Source organism: Streptomyces sp. NPDC018019, assembly GCF_044327805.1.
Taxonomy (GTDB): Bacteria; Actinomycetota; Actinomycetes; order Streptomycetales; family Streptomycetaceae; genus Streptomyces.
In genome coordinates this window covers 53,581-67,975 of the sequence record NZ_JBIRGD010000017.1, presented here as the reverse complement: position 1 = coordinate 67,975, position 14,395 = coordinate 53,581, and the positions used below count along the sequence as shown (strand labels likewise).

The 14,395-nt window shown below is 74.5% G+C and carries 11 protein-coding genes; 6 read left to right on the top strand and 5 right to left on the bottom strand.

The features are described 5' to 3' along the window. Nucleotides 1-54 precede the first annotated feature (54 nt). The gene (locus ACH4FX_RS26335) at nt 55-2,994 is read right to left on the bottom strand and encodes a helix-hairpin-helix domain-containing protein (protein ID WP_398482907.1); all 2,940 of its coding nucleotides are present in this window, start codon (nt 2,992-2,994) and stop codon (nt 55-57) included. Beyond that, complete coding sequence (locus ACH4FX_RS26330; protein ID WP_398482906.1) at nt 2,991-3,974, bottom strand: aldo/keto reductase; 984 nt, start codon at nt 3,972-3,974, stop codon at nt 2,991-2,993. The genes ACH4FX_RS26335 and ACH4FX_RS26330 overlap by 4 nt, the downstream gene beginning before the upstream one ends. Before the next feature lie 197 nt (nt 3,975-4,171). Here ACH4FX_RS26330 and ACH4FX_RS26325 point away from each other — a divergent pair, with 197 nt between their 5' ends. Both ACH4FX_RS26325 and ACH4FX_RS26320 read left to right on the top strand, forming a co-directional pair. Beyond that, on the top strand, nt 4,172-5,227 hold the full coding sequence (locus tag ACH4FX_RS26325; RefSeq protein WP_398482904.1) for an LLM class F420-dependent oxidoreductase: 1,056 nt from the start codon (nt 4,172-4,174) through the stop codon (nt 5,225-5,227). A gap of 295 nt (nt 5,228-5,522) precedes the next feature. Next, nucleotides 5,523-6,311 carry a ferritin-like domain-containing protein gene (locus tag ACH4FX_RS26320; protein ID WP_398482903.1) on the top strand — a complete coding sequence of 263 codons (789 nt, stop codon included), beginning with the start codon at nt 5,523-5,525 and terminating at the stop codon, nt 6,309-6,311. A 99-nt stretch (nt 6,312-6,410) separates the two neighbouring features. Here ACH4FX_RS26320 and corA read toward each other — a convergent pair whose 3' ends face one another. Continuing rightward, a complete protein-coding gene (corA, locus tag ACH4FX_RS26315) occupies nt 6,411-7,403 on the bottom strand; it encodes a magnesium/cobalt transporter CorA (RefSeq protein WP_398483128.1) in 993 nt (330 codons plus the stop codon). Nucleotides 7,404-7,563: 160 nt separating this feature from the next. On the opposite strand from corA, the gene ACH4FX_RS26310 reads away from it, so the two are divergent. From ACH4FX_RS26310 to mshC, 4 genes are all read left to right on the top strand, one after another. Further along, a complete protein-coding gene (locus ACH4FX_RS26310; protein ID WP_398482901.1) occupies nt 7,564-8,262 on the top strand; it encodes a histidine phosphatase family protein in 699 nt (232 codons plus the stop codon). A 126-nt stretch (nt 8,263-8,388) separates the two neighbouring features. Further along, the gene (locus ACH4FX_RS26305; protein ID WP_398482899.1) at nt 8,389-8,979 is read left to right on the top strand and encodes a DUF3090 domain-containing protein; all 591 of its coding nucleotides are present in this window, start codon (nt 8,389-8,391) and stop codon (nt 8,977-8,979) included. Continuing rightward, nucleotides 8,979-9,935 carry an SCO1664 family protein gene (locus ACH4FX_RS26300; protein ID WP_398482898.1) on the top strand — a complete coding sequence of 319 codons (957 nt, stop codon included), beginning with the start codon at nt 8,979-8,981 and terminating at the stop codon, nt 9,933-9,935. The genes ACH4FX_RS26305 and ACH4FX_RS26300 overlap by 1 nt, the downstream gene beginning before the upstream one ends. A gap of 180 nt (nt 9,936-10,115) precedes the next feature. Further along, on the top strand, nt 10,116-11,345 hold the full coding sequence (gene mshC, locus ACH4FX_RS26295) for a cysteine--1-D-myo-inosityl 2-amino-2-deoxy-alpha-D-glucopyranoside ligase (RefSeq protein WP_398482896.1): 1,230 nt from the start codon (nt 10,116-10,118) through the stop codon (nt 11,343-11,345). A gap of 229 nt (nt 11,346-11,574) precedes the next feature. On the opposite strand, the gene ACH4FX_RS26290 is transcribed toward mshC, so the two are convergent. Both ACH4FX_RS26290 and ACH4FX_RS26285 read right to left on the bottom strand, forming a co-directional pair. Continuing rightward, nucleotides 11,575-12,756 carry a serine hydrolase domain-containing protein gene (locus ACH4FX_RS26290; RefSeq protein WP_398482894.1) on the bottom strand — a complete coding sequence of 394 codons (1,182 nt, stop codon included), beginning with the start codon at nt 12,754-12,756 and terminating at the stop codon, nt 11,575-11,577. A gap of 218 nt (nt 12,757-12,974) precedes the next feature. Then, nucleotides 12,975-14,165, bottom strand: a complete 1,191-nt coding sequence (locus ACH4FX_RS26285; protein ID WP_398482892.1) for a PAC2 family protein — start codon at nt 14,163-14,165, stop codon at nt 12,975-12,977. Nucleotides 14,166-14,395: the final 230 nt, after the last annotated feature.

Below are 14,395 nucleotides of genomic sequence, written 5' to 3'. Positions count from 1 at the left end.
ACGAGCGTGCGGCACGTCTCCGTGCGAGCACGCTGCCGGTCGCGCGCGGGGTGGTCAGCCGGTCAGGGCGTCCTCCGTGGACTGGGCGTCGTGCAGCTGGAGGAGGGTCCGCAGGCGGGTCGTGCGCTCCTTCGCGGGGATCTCGGCGACCGCGCGCGGCAGCGCCTGGTCCACGCCCTGCACGACCGACAGGTGGCGCTCGGCGCGGCCGAAGGCCGTGTAGACCCAGGCGCGGGTGAGGGCCTGGGCGGCGTCGCCCGGCAGGACGACCACGGCGGCCGGCCAGCGTGAGCCGACCGCCTGGTGGGCGGTGATGGCCCAGCCGTGCCGGACGGTGTCCGCGCCGACCCGTTCGCGCGGGACGACCACGGGGGCACCGGCGCATTCCAGGTGCAGCCCGGCTGCGTCCGCGCCGGTGACCGTGCCGGGGACCGTACGGCCCGGAACGGGGGTGTAGGCGACGCGGTCGCCCGGGTCGAAGCCGCCGAACCGGCCGGGGCCGGGGTTGAGCCGCTCCTTGAGGGCCGCGTTCAGCGCGCGGGTGCCCGCGGCGCCGCCGTGGCCGACGGTGATGACCTGCGTCTGCTCGGCGGGCACGCCGATCGCCCGGGGCACCGAGTCGGCGACGAGCTGCACCGTGCGGTGCACCGCCTCGCCGGGGTCGCGCGCCGGGACGATCACGACCTCCTTGCCGGGCGCCTCGACCTGGTTCAGCTCGCCGATGCCGATGCCGGAGACCAGCTCGCCGACCGGGCCGAAGTCGGGCGTACGGGAGGCGACCTGCGGGCAGCAGCGGGCGGCGAGCACGTCGGCGAAGAGCCGGCCGGGACCGGCCGACCACAGGACGCCGGGGTCGCCGCTGAGCACCAGGCGGGTGCCATCGGTCAGCGACTCGACGAGCAGCGCGGCGGTTTCCAGGTCGAGCTGGGGCGCGTCCAGGACGACCAGCAGGTCGAGCGCGAGCGCGCCGTCCGCGTCCCGGCCGGGGCCTTCGCGGCCGGCCAGCAGCCCGGAGAGCGTGACGGCGGCCTTGGCGGCGTCACCGGGGGCGGCCTGCGCGGCGGCCAGGCCGGCGTACGCGTCGGTGGCCTCGGCGACCTGCCGGGACAGCCGGGCGCGGCCGTCCGCCGTGTGGGTGGCGCCGCAGGCGCGCAGCCCGAGCGCGCGGGCCGCGGCGATCAGCGCGGCGGGCTCGGCGCGGGCGGCCTCGGCGCCGGTGTGCGCGACCAGGCCGCTGCGGGCCGCGGCGCGGATCAGCTCGGCGGCGGAGGAACTGGGCGCGGCCGCCGCGGCTGCTTCCCACTCGGCCGGACGCGGCTGCCGGACGGCCTGAACGGACTGCTCGGCCCGTACGGAGAAGGCCGCGTCCGGAACGGTGCGGGACGGTGCCGGGCGGCCGTCCGGAGCGGGACCGCCCGCTTCGGCATCGTTCGTCCCGGTGCTACCGGTCTCGGCGCCGCCCGTCTCGGCGCCGCCCGTCTCGGCGCCGCCTGCCTCGGCGCCGCCTGCCTCGGCATCGCTCGTCCCGGTGCTGTGCGTCGCGGGGGCGTCGGTCTCGGCCCTGCCCGTCCCGGCATCGTTCGTCCCGACGCCGCCTGCCTCGGTATCGCTCGTCCCGGGACTGTGCGTCGCGGGATCGTCCGTCCCGGTGCCGCTCGGCTCGCCCCCGTCCGCCGGGGCCCCGCTTTCCGGCGCGCCGCCATCGGCCTGCTTGCCGTCTTCCGGGGCTGCCGTGCCGTCCGCGTCTGCCGCGCCCTCCACAGCTTCCACGGCTTCCACGGCCGCTTCGTCTTCGCCCGCCCCCTCGGAGGCGTCGCCGTCCGTGTCGGAAGGCTCCTCGAAGGTGTTGAGCAGCCGGGCCAGGCCGTCCGCGACGCTCTCCTCGGCCATGGCGAACCGGTCGAGCCCGAGCAGGACGCGGACCGGCTGCTCCTCGTCCTCGTCGGCCGCCGCCGGACGCGCGCCGGGCGTCTCCAGGGCGTCCTGGAAGACCAGTACGGCGCCCTCGGCGATGGCCGTCTGGAGGGCCTCGTCCGGGTCCGGTACGGAGCGCTGGGCGAGCGCGGCGCGCAGCGCGGACGCCTCCAGCGCGGAGTGCCCGGCCAGCGCCGCCTGCTCCAGCAGCCAGCCGACCAGGGCCTGCGCGCGCCGCTCGTCGTCCGGCCCGCAGGCCGGACCGAGCAGCGCCCGCGCGAAACCGTCGGCCTGCTCGGGGCGGACGCCCGGTACGGAGAGGAGCTGCCACGGGTCCTCGCGCAGCGCCTCCGCCGCGCGCTCGCCGAGCGTTTCGGCGGTCTTCCCGGCCAGCGCCTCCGGGGCGCCGCCCGCGGCCAGCACCTGCCGTACGCCGTCGAGCCCGGGAGCCAGGTCGGCCGTCGTGGCCGGGTGCGCGGCGGCGTGCTCCGCGAGGGGAGGACGGCCGGGGCCGTCACCGTTCGGGACCGGACGGGGGTGGGGCTGGGCGCCGCCCTCGGCGGGCCGGGCCGCGGCCACCGGCGGGGCGCCCGCCGGCGCGCTCCGGCCATCGCGCTCCTGGGGGCCTGCCGCGGGAGCAGGGACTCCGCCGTTCTTCGGGGCGCCCGCTGCCGCTCCGGCACCGCCCGCCCGGGGAGAGCGCCCGGTGAAGAACGAATCCGCCGACCGCTCACCGCTCTCCACTGCCCGGACCGCAGCTGCCAGCGCCGCAGCGCTCGGGACGCCGCCCTGCCCGGCGGGACGACCGCCGCCGGGGGCACCCGCGCCGCCCGCGCCGGAGGCCGCGCCCGGGACGGAACCGGCCGCCCCCGCGCCCTCGCCGTCCGCACCGGCCGGACCCGCGTCCGCACCGGCCGGACCCGCGTCCGCACCGGCCGCCCCCGCGTCCGTCCCGGCGTCCGCAGCGCCTGCCCCGGCTGCCCCGGGAGCGGCCGCCGCGGCGGTCTGCTCCCCGGCGGTCTCCGGGCCGGGCGCGGTGGGCTCGGGCGCGGCCTCGTCGGAGAGGCGGTCGGTACTCACAGCGTGCTCCAGTCGTGATCGGGGTAGTGGTGCACCGGGGCCGAGATGTCGTCCAGGGCCCGGCAGATCTCGTCAGGAAGACTAAGGGTCTCCACTGACAACGCGGCTCTGAGCTGCTGCGCCGTGCGCGCGCCGACGACCGGGGCGGTGACTCCGGGCCGGTCGCGCACCCACGCCAGGGCCACCTGGAGCGCGGTGACGGCGAGGCCGTCGGCGGCCGTGGTGACCGCCTCGACGATCCGGCCCGCCGCGTCGTCCAGGTACGGGGCGACGAACGGCGCGAGCTGTTCCGAGGCGCCGCGCGAGTCGGCGGGGGTGCTGTGCCGGTACTTGCCGGTGAGCACCCCGCGCCCCAGCGGGGACGAGGGCAGCAGGCCCACGCCCAGGTCGCGTGCCGCGGGCAGCAGTTCCCTTTCGATGCCGCGCTGGAGGAGCGAGTACTCCATCTGCGTGCCGGCCAGGCGCGTCCGTATCGTCGGCGCGGCCAGCTGCCACGTCGCCGCTTTGGCCAGCTGCCAGCCGGAGAAGTTCGAGACGCCCACATAGCGCGCGCGGCCGGTGGCGACGGCGATGTCGAGCGCCTGGAGGGTCTCTTCCAGCGGGGTGTGCGGATCGAAGGCGTGCAGCTGCCACAGGTCCACGTAGTCCGTGCCGAGACGTTCCAGCGAAGCGTCCAGCGCGTCCAGCAGGTGGCGGCGGGAGCCGTCCACACGGCGGTCCGCGTCCAGGACGCTGCCCGCCTTCGTCGCGATCACCAGGTCGCGGCGCGGCACCAGCTGCTCGCAGAGCCGGCCGAGGAGGTACTCGGCGCCGCCGTCCGCGTACACGTCGGCCGTGTCCACGAGGGTGCCGCCGGCTTCCCAGAACGCCTTGAGCTGTTCGGCGGCGTCGTGCTCGTCGGTGTCCCTGGCCCAGGTCAGTGTGCCGAGGCCGAGACGGGACACGCGCAGGCCCGTACGGCCGAGGTGCCTTTGCTCCATGAGCCTTGAGATTACTGGCCCCCCGGCCGGGCCACGGGACCCTGTGGACAACCGTCCGGCCCGGTGCGCCGCCGGCCTGTGGACAACCCGGCGGACCGCCGTGTCACCGGCCGTCGGCGGCAGGCCGGTGACGGCCGGCGGTACCCCGCGCTAGAGTCCCCGGGACACCGACGTTACTGATCAGTAAGGGGAGCGCGATGAAGCTCGGGATCAACCTCGGCTACTGGGGCGCCGGGATGGACGCGGACAATCTGGCCGTGGCGCAGGAGGCGGACCGGCTCGGCTACGCGGTCTGCTGGGCCGCCGAGGCGTACGGCTCCGACGCCCCCACCGTGCTCTCCTGGGTCGCCGCCCAGACCGAGCGCATCGACGTCGGCTCGGCGATCTTCCAGATCCCGGCCCGTACGCCCGCGATGACCGCGATGACGGCCGCCACCCTCGACTCGCTGTCCGGCGGCCGCTTCCGGCTGGGCCTGGGCGTCTCCGGACCGCAGGTCTCCGAGGGCTGGTACGGCGTGAAGTTCGACAAGCCGCTGGCCCGCACCCGCGAGTACGTGGAGATCGTCCGCAAGGCGATGACCCGCGAGCGGCTGTCCTACGAGGGACAGCACTGGACGCTGCCGCTGCCCGGCGGCCCCGGCAAGCCGCTGAAGCTGACCGTGCACCCGCAGCGCACGCACATCCCGCTCTACATCGCCGCGATCGGCCCCAAGAACCTCGCCCAGACCGGCGAGATCGCCGACGGCGCCCTGCTGATCTTCCCCTCCGCCGACCACCTGGAGGAGACGGCCATCACGCACATCCGGGCCGGCCGGGAGAAGGCGGGCAAGACGCTGGAGGGCTTCGACGTCTGCCCGACGCTGCCGCTGGCTCTCGGCGCCGACAAGGACGTCAGCGCGCTGGCCGACACCTTCCGCCCGTACACAGCGCTGTACGTGGGCGGCATGGGCAGCCGCAAGCAGAACTTCTACAACCAGCTCGCGCAGCGCATGGGCTACGAGAAGGAGGCCGCCGAGATCCAGGACAAGTACCTGTCCGGCGACAAGGAGGGCGCCGCGGCGGCGATCCCGCACCGGCTGATCGACCAGACCACACTGCTGGGCTCCGTCGAGCGCATCGCGGACCGGATGCAGGCGTACGCGGCGGCCGGGGTGACCACGCTGACGCTGGCACCCGCGGGCTTCACGCTGGAGGAGCGGGTCGCCTCGCTGCGGGCGGGCGCCGAGGCCCTGGAGCACGCGGGACTGGCGTAACGCGGTACCGGCGTCACGGCGGGCGCCGGCCGGGCGTGGAGCCGGGTGCGGAACCGGGTGCGGACAAGCCTGCGGCCGTGGTGGGGGCTCGGGGGTCTTCCCCGCCACGGCCGGCACCCGGCACAACGCCGGCCCGCCCGCGTGGTTACGCCACGGCGCCCCATAGCGCCGCCGGTCCGTCTTCCGGCCGTCCGGTCCCTCACCCGAACGGGCGAGATGACCGACCCGGCGGTTGTCACCCTCACCACCCCGCTCTTTACTTTTTCTGCGGATGCGGTGTACCGGAGGTGGCCCGATGCTCTCGGCGCGAAGCCTGTTCCAGGAGATCCTCACCCACGACGAGTCCTACCGGCTCTTCTGCTCCATCGCGGCCGGCGGAGAGGCGCAGGGCGGCTGGGAGAACGGGCGGATCGCCGCACTGGTCCCCGAGTCGCTGCGCGCGCTGGCCCCCAAGATCGCCCGGCACGGCGCCGACGAGGGCAAGCACGGCCGCCTGTTCAACGCCCTGCTGCGCAAGCGGGGCCTGGATCCGGTGCCGGTCCCCGGGGCCACCGACTACACCGCCCTCCTGGAGCGCCGGGGCATCGGCCTGCCGCACGACAAGCTGCGCCGCGACGAGCCGCTCACCGAACAGGACATCATCACCTACCTCGCGCACAGCCGGGTCACCGAGCAGCGCGCCGCCGAGCAGATGGACCTGCTGAAGAAGCACTTCGGCGACCACCCCGAGGTGGGCAAGGCGATCCTGATGATCGCGCAGGACGAGGAGAACCATCTCGCCTACTGCCACGAGGAGCTGCTGCGCCTGGTGGACCAGGGCCACGGCCCGGCGGTCCGGCGCGCGCTGCGTGCCGCGGCGCGCGTCGAGGTCGAGGTCTACCGGGACGTCAGCCTGGCCGTGATGGCCCACATGGGCCGCATCCTGGGCTGGTCGCGGGCGAAGTCCGCCGTCCTCGCCGCCGGCATCCGCGCGGTGTACGTCTACGAGCGGTGCGGCGGCCGGCGCCGGATGGTCACGCTCCGGCCGCCGGAGCGGCGCGACGCGCTGGGCGGCCCGGCCGCCTCGGCGCCCGAGTTCGTTTGAGCGGCACCGGCGCGCAGAGCCCGGGGTGCGACGGGCGCGCGGCTCGCCGAACCCCGGCGCGCACGGGTCCGGGGCACACCGGCGCGCACCGCCCGGCGCTCACAGCCATCCGCGCCGCTTGAACAGGCGGTAGAGGGACAGTTCGATGACCAGCATCAGCACCAGGATGCCGTAGTAGCCCCAGGACCACTTCAGCTCGGGCATGTGCTCGAAGTTCATGCCGTACACACCGGCGATCAGCGTCGGTACGGCCGCCAGCGCCGCCCAGGCGGAGATCTTGCGCATGTCGTCGTTCTGGCGCACGCCCATCTGCGCCAGGTGGGCGCTGAGGATGTCCGACAGCAGCCGGTCCAGGCCCTCGACGGACTCGTTGGCGCGGGTCAGGTGGTCGCCGACGTCCCGGAAGAACGGGCGGGCCTCGTCGTGCACGAAGGGCACCCCGGGGTTCTGCAGGCGCAGCATCGGTTCCACCAACGGGTTGGTGGCCCGGCGGAATTCCAGCACCTCGCGCTTGAACGCGTAGATGGCGGCCGCCGTGTTGTTGCTGTCCGAGCGGGACGGAGCGAACACCTCCGCTTCCAACTCCTCCAGGTCGACCTGGAGTTCTGCCGCCACCTCGATGTAGTGGTCGACGACCGCGTCGCCGACGGCGTACAGCACCGCGGTGGGGCCGTGCCGCAGGACGTCCGGCTCGTGCTCCAGGCGGCGGCGTACGGCCGCGAGCGGGCTGGCCTCGCCGTGCCGGACGGTGACGACGAAGGAGTCCCCGAGGAAGATCATCAGCTCGCTGGGGGAGATGGTGCCCGCCGCGTCGTCGTAGGAGATCGGTTTGAGCACGACGAACAGCGAGTCGTCGTACACCTCCAGCTTCGGCCGCTGATGGGCCTTGAGCGCGTCCTCCACGGCGAGCGGGTGCAGCCCGAACTCGCTGCTGACCCGGTCGAACTCCTCCTCGGTGGGCTCGTGCAGGCCCAGCCACAGGAACGAGTGCCCTTCGGCGCGCGCCGCTTCGAGGGCGTCGGAGAAGTCCGACGGCCCTTCGGTGCGGCGGCCGTCCTGGTAGATGGCGCAGTCGATGATCACACTGGGCATTGTCACTCGCCGTTCCCGCTCGTGCCAGGAGCCCAGGGCACGGGCGGGGACGGCCCCGGGGTGCGCCGGGTGCCGCCGTCCCGCGGCGCGGGTCCGGCCCCGGGCCGGAGGACCGGGCCTGGGTCCGGGGCCGCACTCCCGGGAACGTAGGCTGGCTGCCATGCCCACGCTGATCCTGGTGCGGCACGGCCGCTCCACCGCCAACACGTCCGGCCTGCTCGCCGGACGGACGCCCGGAGTGGCCCTCGACGAGCGCGGTGCCGCCCAGGCCGCCGCGCTCCCCGGCCGCCTGGCGGACCTGCCGCTCGCCGCCGCCGTGAGCAGCCCGCTCCAGCGCTGCCGGGAGACCCTTCAGCCGCTCCTGGAAGCCCGCCCCGGTCTGCCGCTGCACATCGAGGACCGCATCAGCGAGTGCGACTACGGCGACTGGTCGGGCCGCAAGCTGGCCGAGCTGAACGACGAGCCGCTGATGGAGGTGGTCCAGCAGCACCCGTCCGCCGCGGCCTTCCCCGGCGGCGAGTCGATGCGCGGCATGCAGGCGCGCGCCGTGGACGCGGTACGCGACTGGAACGCCCGGATCGAGGCCGCGCACGGGCCCGAGGCCGTCTACGCCATGTGCTCGCACGGCGACATCATCAAGTCCCTGGTCGCCGACGCCCTGGGGCTGCATTTCGACCTGTTCCAGCGGATCTCGGTCGAACCGTGTTCGCTCACCGCGATCCGCTACACCCGGCTGCGCCCGTATCTCGTACGCCTCGGCGACACCGGCGACTTCGGCTCGCTGGCGCCGCGCGAGGACGGCGGCTCGGCGGGGGACGACCGGGACGCGGCCGTCGGCGGTGGCGCGGGCGGACCGTGATCAGCGGGCGCAGTAGGGTGGGGCGACGGCGCTGCCCGCCCCACCTCCTGGGAACCACATCCGCGAGCACCACCCACAGGAACCGCAGCGACCACCACCCCGCAGTCGAGCAAACGGAGCAGGACGTTGTCCCGTCAGGTGTTCTTCTACGACGCGCCGGACCGCTTCGTGGCCGGTACGGTCGGGCTGCCTGGCCGCCGTAGCTTCTTCCTCCAGGCGTCGGCAGCCGGCCGCACCACCAGTGTTGCCCTGGAGAAGACCCAGGTCGCCGCGCTGGCGGAGCGCATCGACGAGCTGCTGGACGAGGTGGTGCGCCGCAGCGGCGGCAACGCCCCCGTCCCCGCCGTCGCCCCCGCCGAGCTGGCCGACACCGCGCCGCTGGAGGCGCCGGTGGAGGAGGAGTTCCGGGTCGGCACCATGGCGCTGGCCTGGGACGGCGACGAACAACGCATGATCATCGAGGCCCAGGCGCTGGTCGAGCTGGAGGCCGACACGGACGAGGACCTCGCCGAGGCCGAGGAGCGGCTGCTCCAGGACGACGAGAACGGCCCGCCGATGCTGCGGGTCCGCCTCACCGGCACGATGGCCCGCTCCTTCGCCAAGCGTGCCCTGGAGGTCGTCAACGCGGGCCGCCCGCCGTGCCCGCTGTGCAGCCTGCCGCTCGATCCGGAGGGACATGTGTGCCCGCGCCAGAACGGGTACCGGCGGGACGCGTGATGCCGGGGGAGGAGACGGTGGCGGCCGGGGGCACCGGCCCGGCCGACCGGGTGGCGGACCGCCGATCGGGTGAGAGCCCGGACGGCGGCACGAACGGCGGCATCAAGGGCGCCATATCCGGCCGGGACCCGGGGCGCCCCGGAGAGCCGGCCGCCGAGCGCCCCGGACGGCTGTCCGCGGACGCGCTGGCGCACGGCGAGCTGACCGTACGCGGACAAGTGCGGGAGGCGTCCAACGCCGTCCTGTACTGCACGATCAGCTACCAGGGCACCACCGGCACCTGCGTCTACAAGCCCGTCGCCGGGGAGCGCCCGCTGTGGGACTTCCCCGACGGCACCCTCGCCCAGCGCGAGGTCGCCGCCTTCGAGCTGTCCCGGGCCACCGGCTGGGATCTGATCCCCACCACGGTGCTGCGCGACGGCCCGTACGGGCAGGGCATGGTCCAGGAGTGGATCGAGGTGGCGCCCGAGGGCGCGGAGCTGCTGGCGCTGGTCGAGGAGGACGAGCCGGGACCCGGCTGGAAACCGGTGGGTTTCGCCGAGATGGGCGAAGGGCGCACCGCGCTTCTGGTACACGCCGACGACGAGCGGCTGCGCCGGCTCGCCGTCCTGGACGCCGTGATCAACAACGGCGACCGCAAGGGCGGCCACCTGCTGCCCGCCGCCGACGGCCGGCTCTACGCCATCGACCACGGCGTGACCTTCAATGCCGAGGACAAGCTGCGCACGCTGCTGTGGGGCTGGGCGGGCGAGCCGCTGACCGAGGAGGCCCGGACGGTGCTCGGGCGGCTCGCCACGGCGCTGGCGGACGGCGCGCCGCTCGCCGCCCGGCTGGCGTCGCTGATCACCGCCACCGAGCTGGCGGCGCTGCGCGACCGCGTCGCGGACCTGCTGCGCACCGGGGTGCACCCGCGGCCGGGCGGCGACTGGCCACCGATCCCCTGGCCGCCGGTCTGAGCGCGGGCCGCGCGGGGGCCTCACGGGACACCGGTGTGCGCGGACGGCTCGCTCGCGGAGCCGTACCGCAGCCGCAGCCCGCTGTGCTGCACAGAATGCCACTCCGCGCAAGAGGGCTTATTCGGCCAAGATCCGTGGTCCGGTTCGTATACGGAACATCCGTCCGGTTACGCTCAAGGCATGCATGCATGGCCCGCTTCTGAGGTCCCCGCCCTGCCCGGTCAGGGCCGCGACCTGAGGATCCACGACACCGCGACCGGCGGACGGGTGACCCTCGCCCCCGGTCCCGTCGCCCGTATCTACGTCTGCGGCATCACGCCGTACGACGCCACCCACATGGGGCACGCGGCGACCTACAACGCGTTCGACCTGGTCCAGCGCGTGTGGCTCGACACGAAGCGCCAGGTGCACTACGTGCAGAACGTCACCGACGTCGACGACCCCCTCCTGGAGCGGGCCCAGGCCACCGGCGACGACTGGACCGCCCTCGCCGAGCGCGAGACCGCCCTCTTCCGCGAGGACATGACGGCCCTGCGGATGCTCCCGCCGCGCGAGTACGTCGGCGCCGTCGAGGCCATACCGTGGATCGTTCCGATGGTCGAGCGGCTGCGCGACAACGGCGCGGCCTACGAGCTCGAAGGCGACGTCTACTTCTCCGTCGAGGCCGACCGGCACTTCGGCGAGGTCTCCCGGCTGGACGCCGAGGCGATGCGGGTGCTGTCCGCCGAGCGCGGCGGCGACCCGGAGCGCCCCGGCAAGAAGAACCCGCTCGACCCGATGCTGTGGATGGCCGCCCGCGACGGCGAGCCCAGCTGGGACGGCGGCTCGCTCGGCCGCGGCCGGCCGGGCTGGCACATCGAGTGCGTCGCCATCGCCCTGCAGTACCTGGGCATGGGCTTCGACGTCCAGGGCGGCGGCTCCGACCTCGCCTTCCCGCACCACGAGATGGGCGCCTCGCACGCCCAGGCCCTGACCGGCGAGCACCCCTTCGCCAAGGCGTACGTGCACGCCGGCATGGTCGGCCTGAACGGCGAGAAGATGTCCAAGTCCAAGGGCAATCTCGTCTTCGTCTCCAAGGTGCGCCGCGACGGCACGGACCCGGCGGCCATCCGCCTGGCCCTGCTCGCGCACCACTACCGCGCCGACTGGGAGTGGACCGACGCGGTCCTGGAGGAGGCCGTCCAGCGGCTGGCGCGCTGGCGTGCCGCGGTCTCCCGCCCGGACGGCCCGCCCGCCGAGGCGCTGCTGGAGGAGATCCGTACGGCGCTGGCCGACGACCTGGACTCGCCCGCCGCGCTTGCCGCGGTCGACCGCTGGGCCGCCGTGCAGGAGGCCGACGGCGGCAGCGACGAGGGCGCACCCGGCCTCGTCTCGCGCGCGGTGGACGCGCTGCTCGGCGTGGCGCTGTAGCCGGTAGAGCGAATAACCGGCAGCGCTGTAGCCAGTGGTGCTCCAACAGGCAGCGCTGTAACCAGTACTGCCGTCATCGCATGGCGGGCCCGCGTCCGCGGCTGCCCACTCACCCCGGGGCGTTCCCTCTCGCGAGGGAGCGCCCCGCCCGTACGGCCACGGCAGCACGAACGTCGGCCGCCGCACCGCCCCGGACCTCGAAATCCCGGGCAGACCGGTAGTGGCCCCTTCAGCGGTTGCCCGGCGCGAAGGCGGCCCGTACGAGGCGCTCGGCGACCGGATTCATCGTCTCGCCCTTCGCGTCGACCGCGTTGACGGAGTACACCAGGGTCCGCGACAGGTCCGGGGTGGCCGCGATGAACGTGTTGTAGCCGGGCCGGCCGCCGCTCTTGCCCCAGACGACGCGTCCGTCGCCGGCGTCGTAACGCTGGAGCCCCGCGCTCAGCTTGGCGCCCTTGACGGCCGGCACGGTGAGCATCTCCTTCTCCAGCAGCGGGCGCGGCACGAGTTCGCCCCGGAACAGCGCGAAGAGGAACTTCTCCAGATCGGCGGTGGTGGAGATCATGTTTCCCGCCGCCCACCGGTCGGACATGTTCCACTCGGTCGCGTCCACCACCTCGCCGCTCGCCAGCCGCTGGTACCCCCGGTGGTGCGGGCCGTGGATCCGCGGGTCGGCCCCGCGGGGGAACGAGGTGTGCGTCATGCCGGCCGGCCGGAAGATCCGGACCGCCGCCTGGTGCTCGTACGTGTCGCCGGTGACCTTCTCGATCAGCATGCCGAGCACGGTGTAGTCGATGTTGCTGTAGCGCTGCTTCTTGCCCGGCCCCTCACCGTCCCCGCGATAGGGCCCCTTGGCGACGGACGCCGCGACGACGGCCTGCGGGGTGAGGGTGCGGAAACGATTCGCGTACCCCTCGGCGTTCTCCGGCCCGAGGGACGCGCCCGGTTGCAGGCCGCTGGTGAAAGTGAGCAACTGCCGTACGGTGACGGGCTTGTCGAAGGACTTCGGCAGCAGGCCGGGCAGGTAGTGCTGGACCGTGCCGTCCAGGTCGATCTCCTTCTCGGCGGCGAGCTGGAGCACGATGGCCGCGGTGACCGTCTTGGTGGTCGAACCCGCGCGGAACCGCGCGTTCTCCAGGGGCCCGCGCCTGCTGCACAGGTCGCGTACCCCGGCGCTGCCGTGCCAACTGCCCCGTCCGCCCACACGCACCAGCGCGGCGGTGGTGTCCCGGTCGGGCAGCCCGCGGAGCGCCTGCCGGAGCGCCGCGGTGTCGGGGCCGTCCTGCTGTCGGGACGCCGCCGGGTACGCGGCGGACGCCCCGGCCGGTGCGGAGGCCGCGGCCACCGGTCCCACGGCGGTCCCGGTGACGAGGGCGGCGATCAGGGCGGCGGTACACAGGCGTGTGCGCAAGGGCGCTCCCAAGGAAGTGCGAGCCGGGGCTCGTCCGTACGAGGACGAAGATCAGCTTTCCGCACGCGGGCACGCCGGAGATCGCCGACGAGGAGGAACCGGCGCCTGCCCCGCCACTAGGGGACGACCCGGGGACGGCTCGGGGACGGCCCGATGACAGCCCAGGGATGGCCAGGGGCCGGCCAGGGGACGTCCCGGAGACCGCCCCCTGGCAGCGGTCAGTTCTCGGAGTCGTCCGCCGGGCCGTCCTCCGGCTCCGTGACGTCCGGCTTCGCGGAGTCCGTGCCCTTGGCTTGCCTGCCCTGCGGCCCCGGGCCCCCGGCCTCCGGGTTCCCGGACTGCGAGTCCCCGTCCTCCGGATTCTTCGACTCGGAGCCCTTGGCCTCCGGGCTCCGGGACTCCGCCGGACCGCCGGGCTCACGTTCCCGGTTCGGCTCCTTGGGCTCCTTGGAGGCCGGCTTCGGCGGGCGGGTGCGGCCGCTCGTCGTGTCGCGCAGGTACGAGCCGTCGCGGCCGTCGGCCACCCCGCCCTCGGTGGCCAGCCCCGGCCCGGCCTGCGGGTCCCGGCGGCGCAGATAGCGCTCGAACTCGCGGGCGATGGCCTCGCCCGACGCCTCCGGCAGATCGGCGGTGTCCCGCGCCTCCTCCAGCGACTGGACGTACTCGGCGACCTCGCTGTCCTCGGCCGCCAGCTGGTCCACGCCCAGCTGCCAGGCGCGCGCGTCCTCGCTCAGCTCGCCCAGCGGGATGCGCAGGCCGAGCAGGTCCTCCAGGCGGTTCAGGAGCGCCAGGGTGGCCTTCGGGTTCGGCGGCTGCGAGACGTAGTGCGGCACCGCCGCCCACAGGCTCACGGCCGGGACGCCCGCGTGGGTGCACGCCTCCTGGAGGATGCCGACGATCCCGGTCGGGCCCTCGTACCGGGTCTCCTCCAGGTCCAGCGTCCGCGCCAGGTCCGGGTCGGAGGTGACGCCGCTGACCGGCACCGGCCGGGTGTGCGGGGTGTCGCCGAGCAGCGCGCCCAGCACCACCAGCATCTCCACGCCCAACTCGTGCGCGAAGCCCAGGATCTCGTTGCAGAACGAGCGCCAGCGCATGCTGGGCTCGATGCCCCGCACCAGCACCAGGTCGCGCGGCTTGCCCTTGCCGTCGGCATCGGCGATCCGCACGACGGACAGCCGGGTCGTGGGCCACGTGATCTTGCGGACGCCGCCGTCCAGCCAGACGGTCGGACGGTTGACCTGGAAGTCGTAGTAGTCCTCCGCGTCCAGCGCGGCGAACACCTCGCCCTTCCATTCCCGGTCCAGATGCGCGACCGCGGCGGAGGCGGCGTCACCGGCGTCGTTCCAGCCCTCGAACGCGGCCACCATGACCGGGTCGATCAGCTCGGGAACTCCGTCGAGCTCGATCACCCAGCGCCTCCTTCCGACCGGCGCCGCCTCCTCTGGGCGGCCACCGGCAGCAGTTCCATTGCGTGCGCCCCCAGCCTACGGCGTCCGTGGGACCCCGACGCAGCCCCTGTGCACGAACGAGTGTGCATACATCCGACGTGTTCGGATTCCGTCCGCCCCGGCTCCCGGACCGCGCCCCCGGCCGGCCCCGCCCGGTCCGGCGTCCGGCTTTCGCCATCGCGGCGCAACTC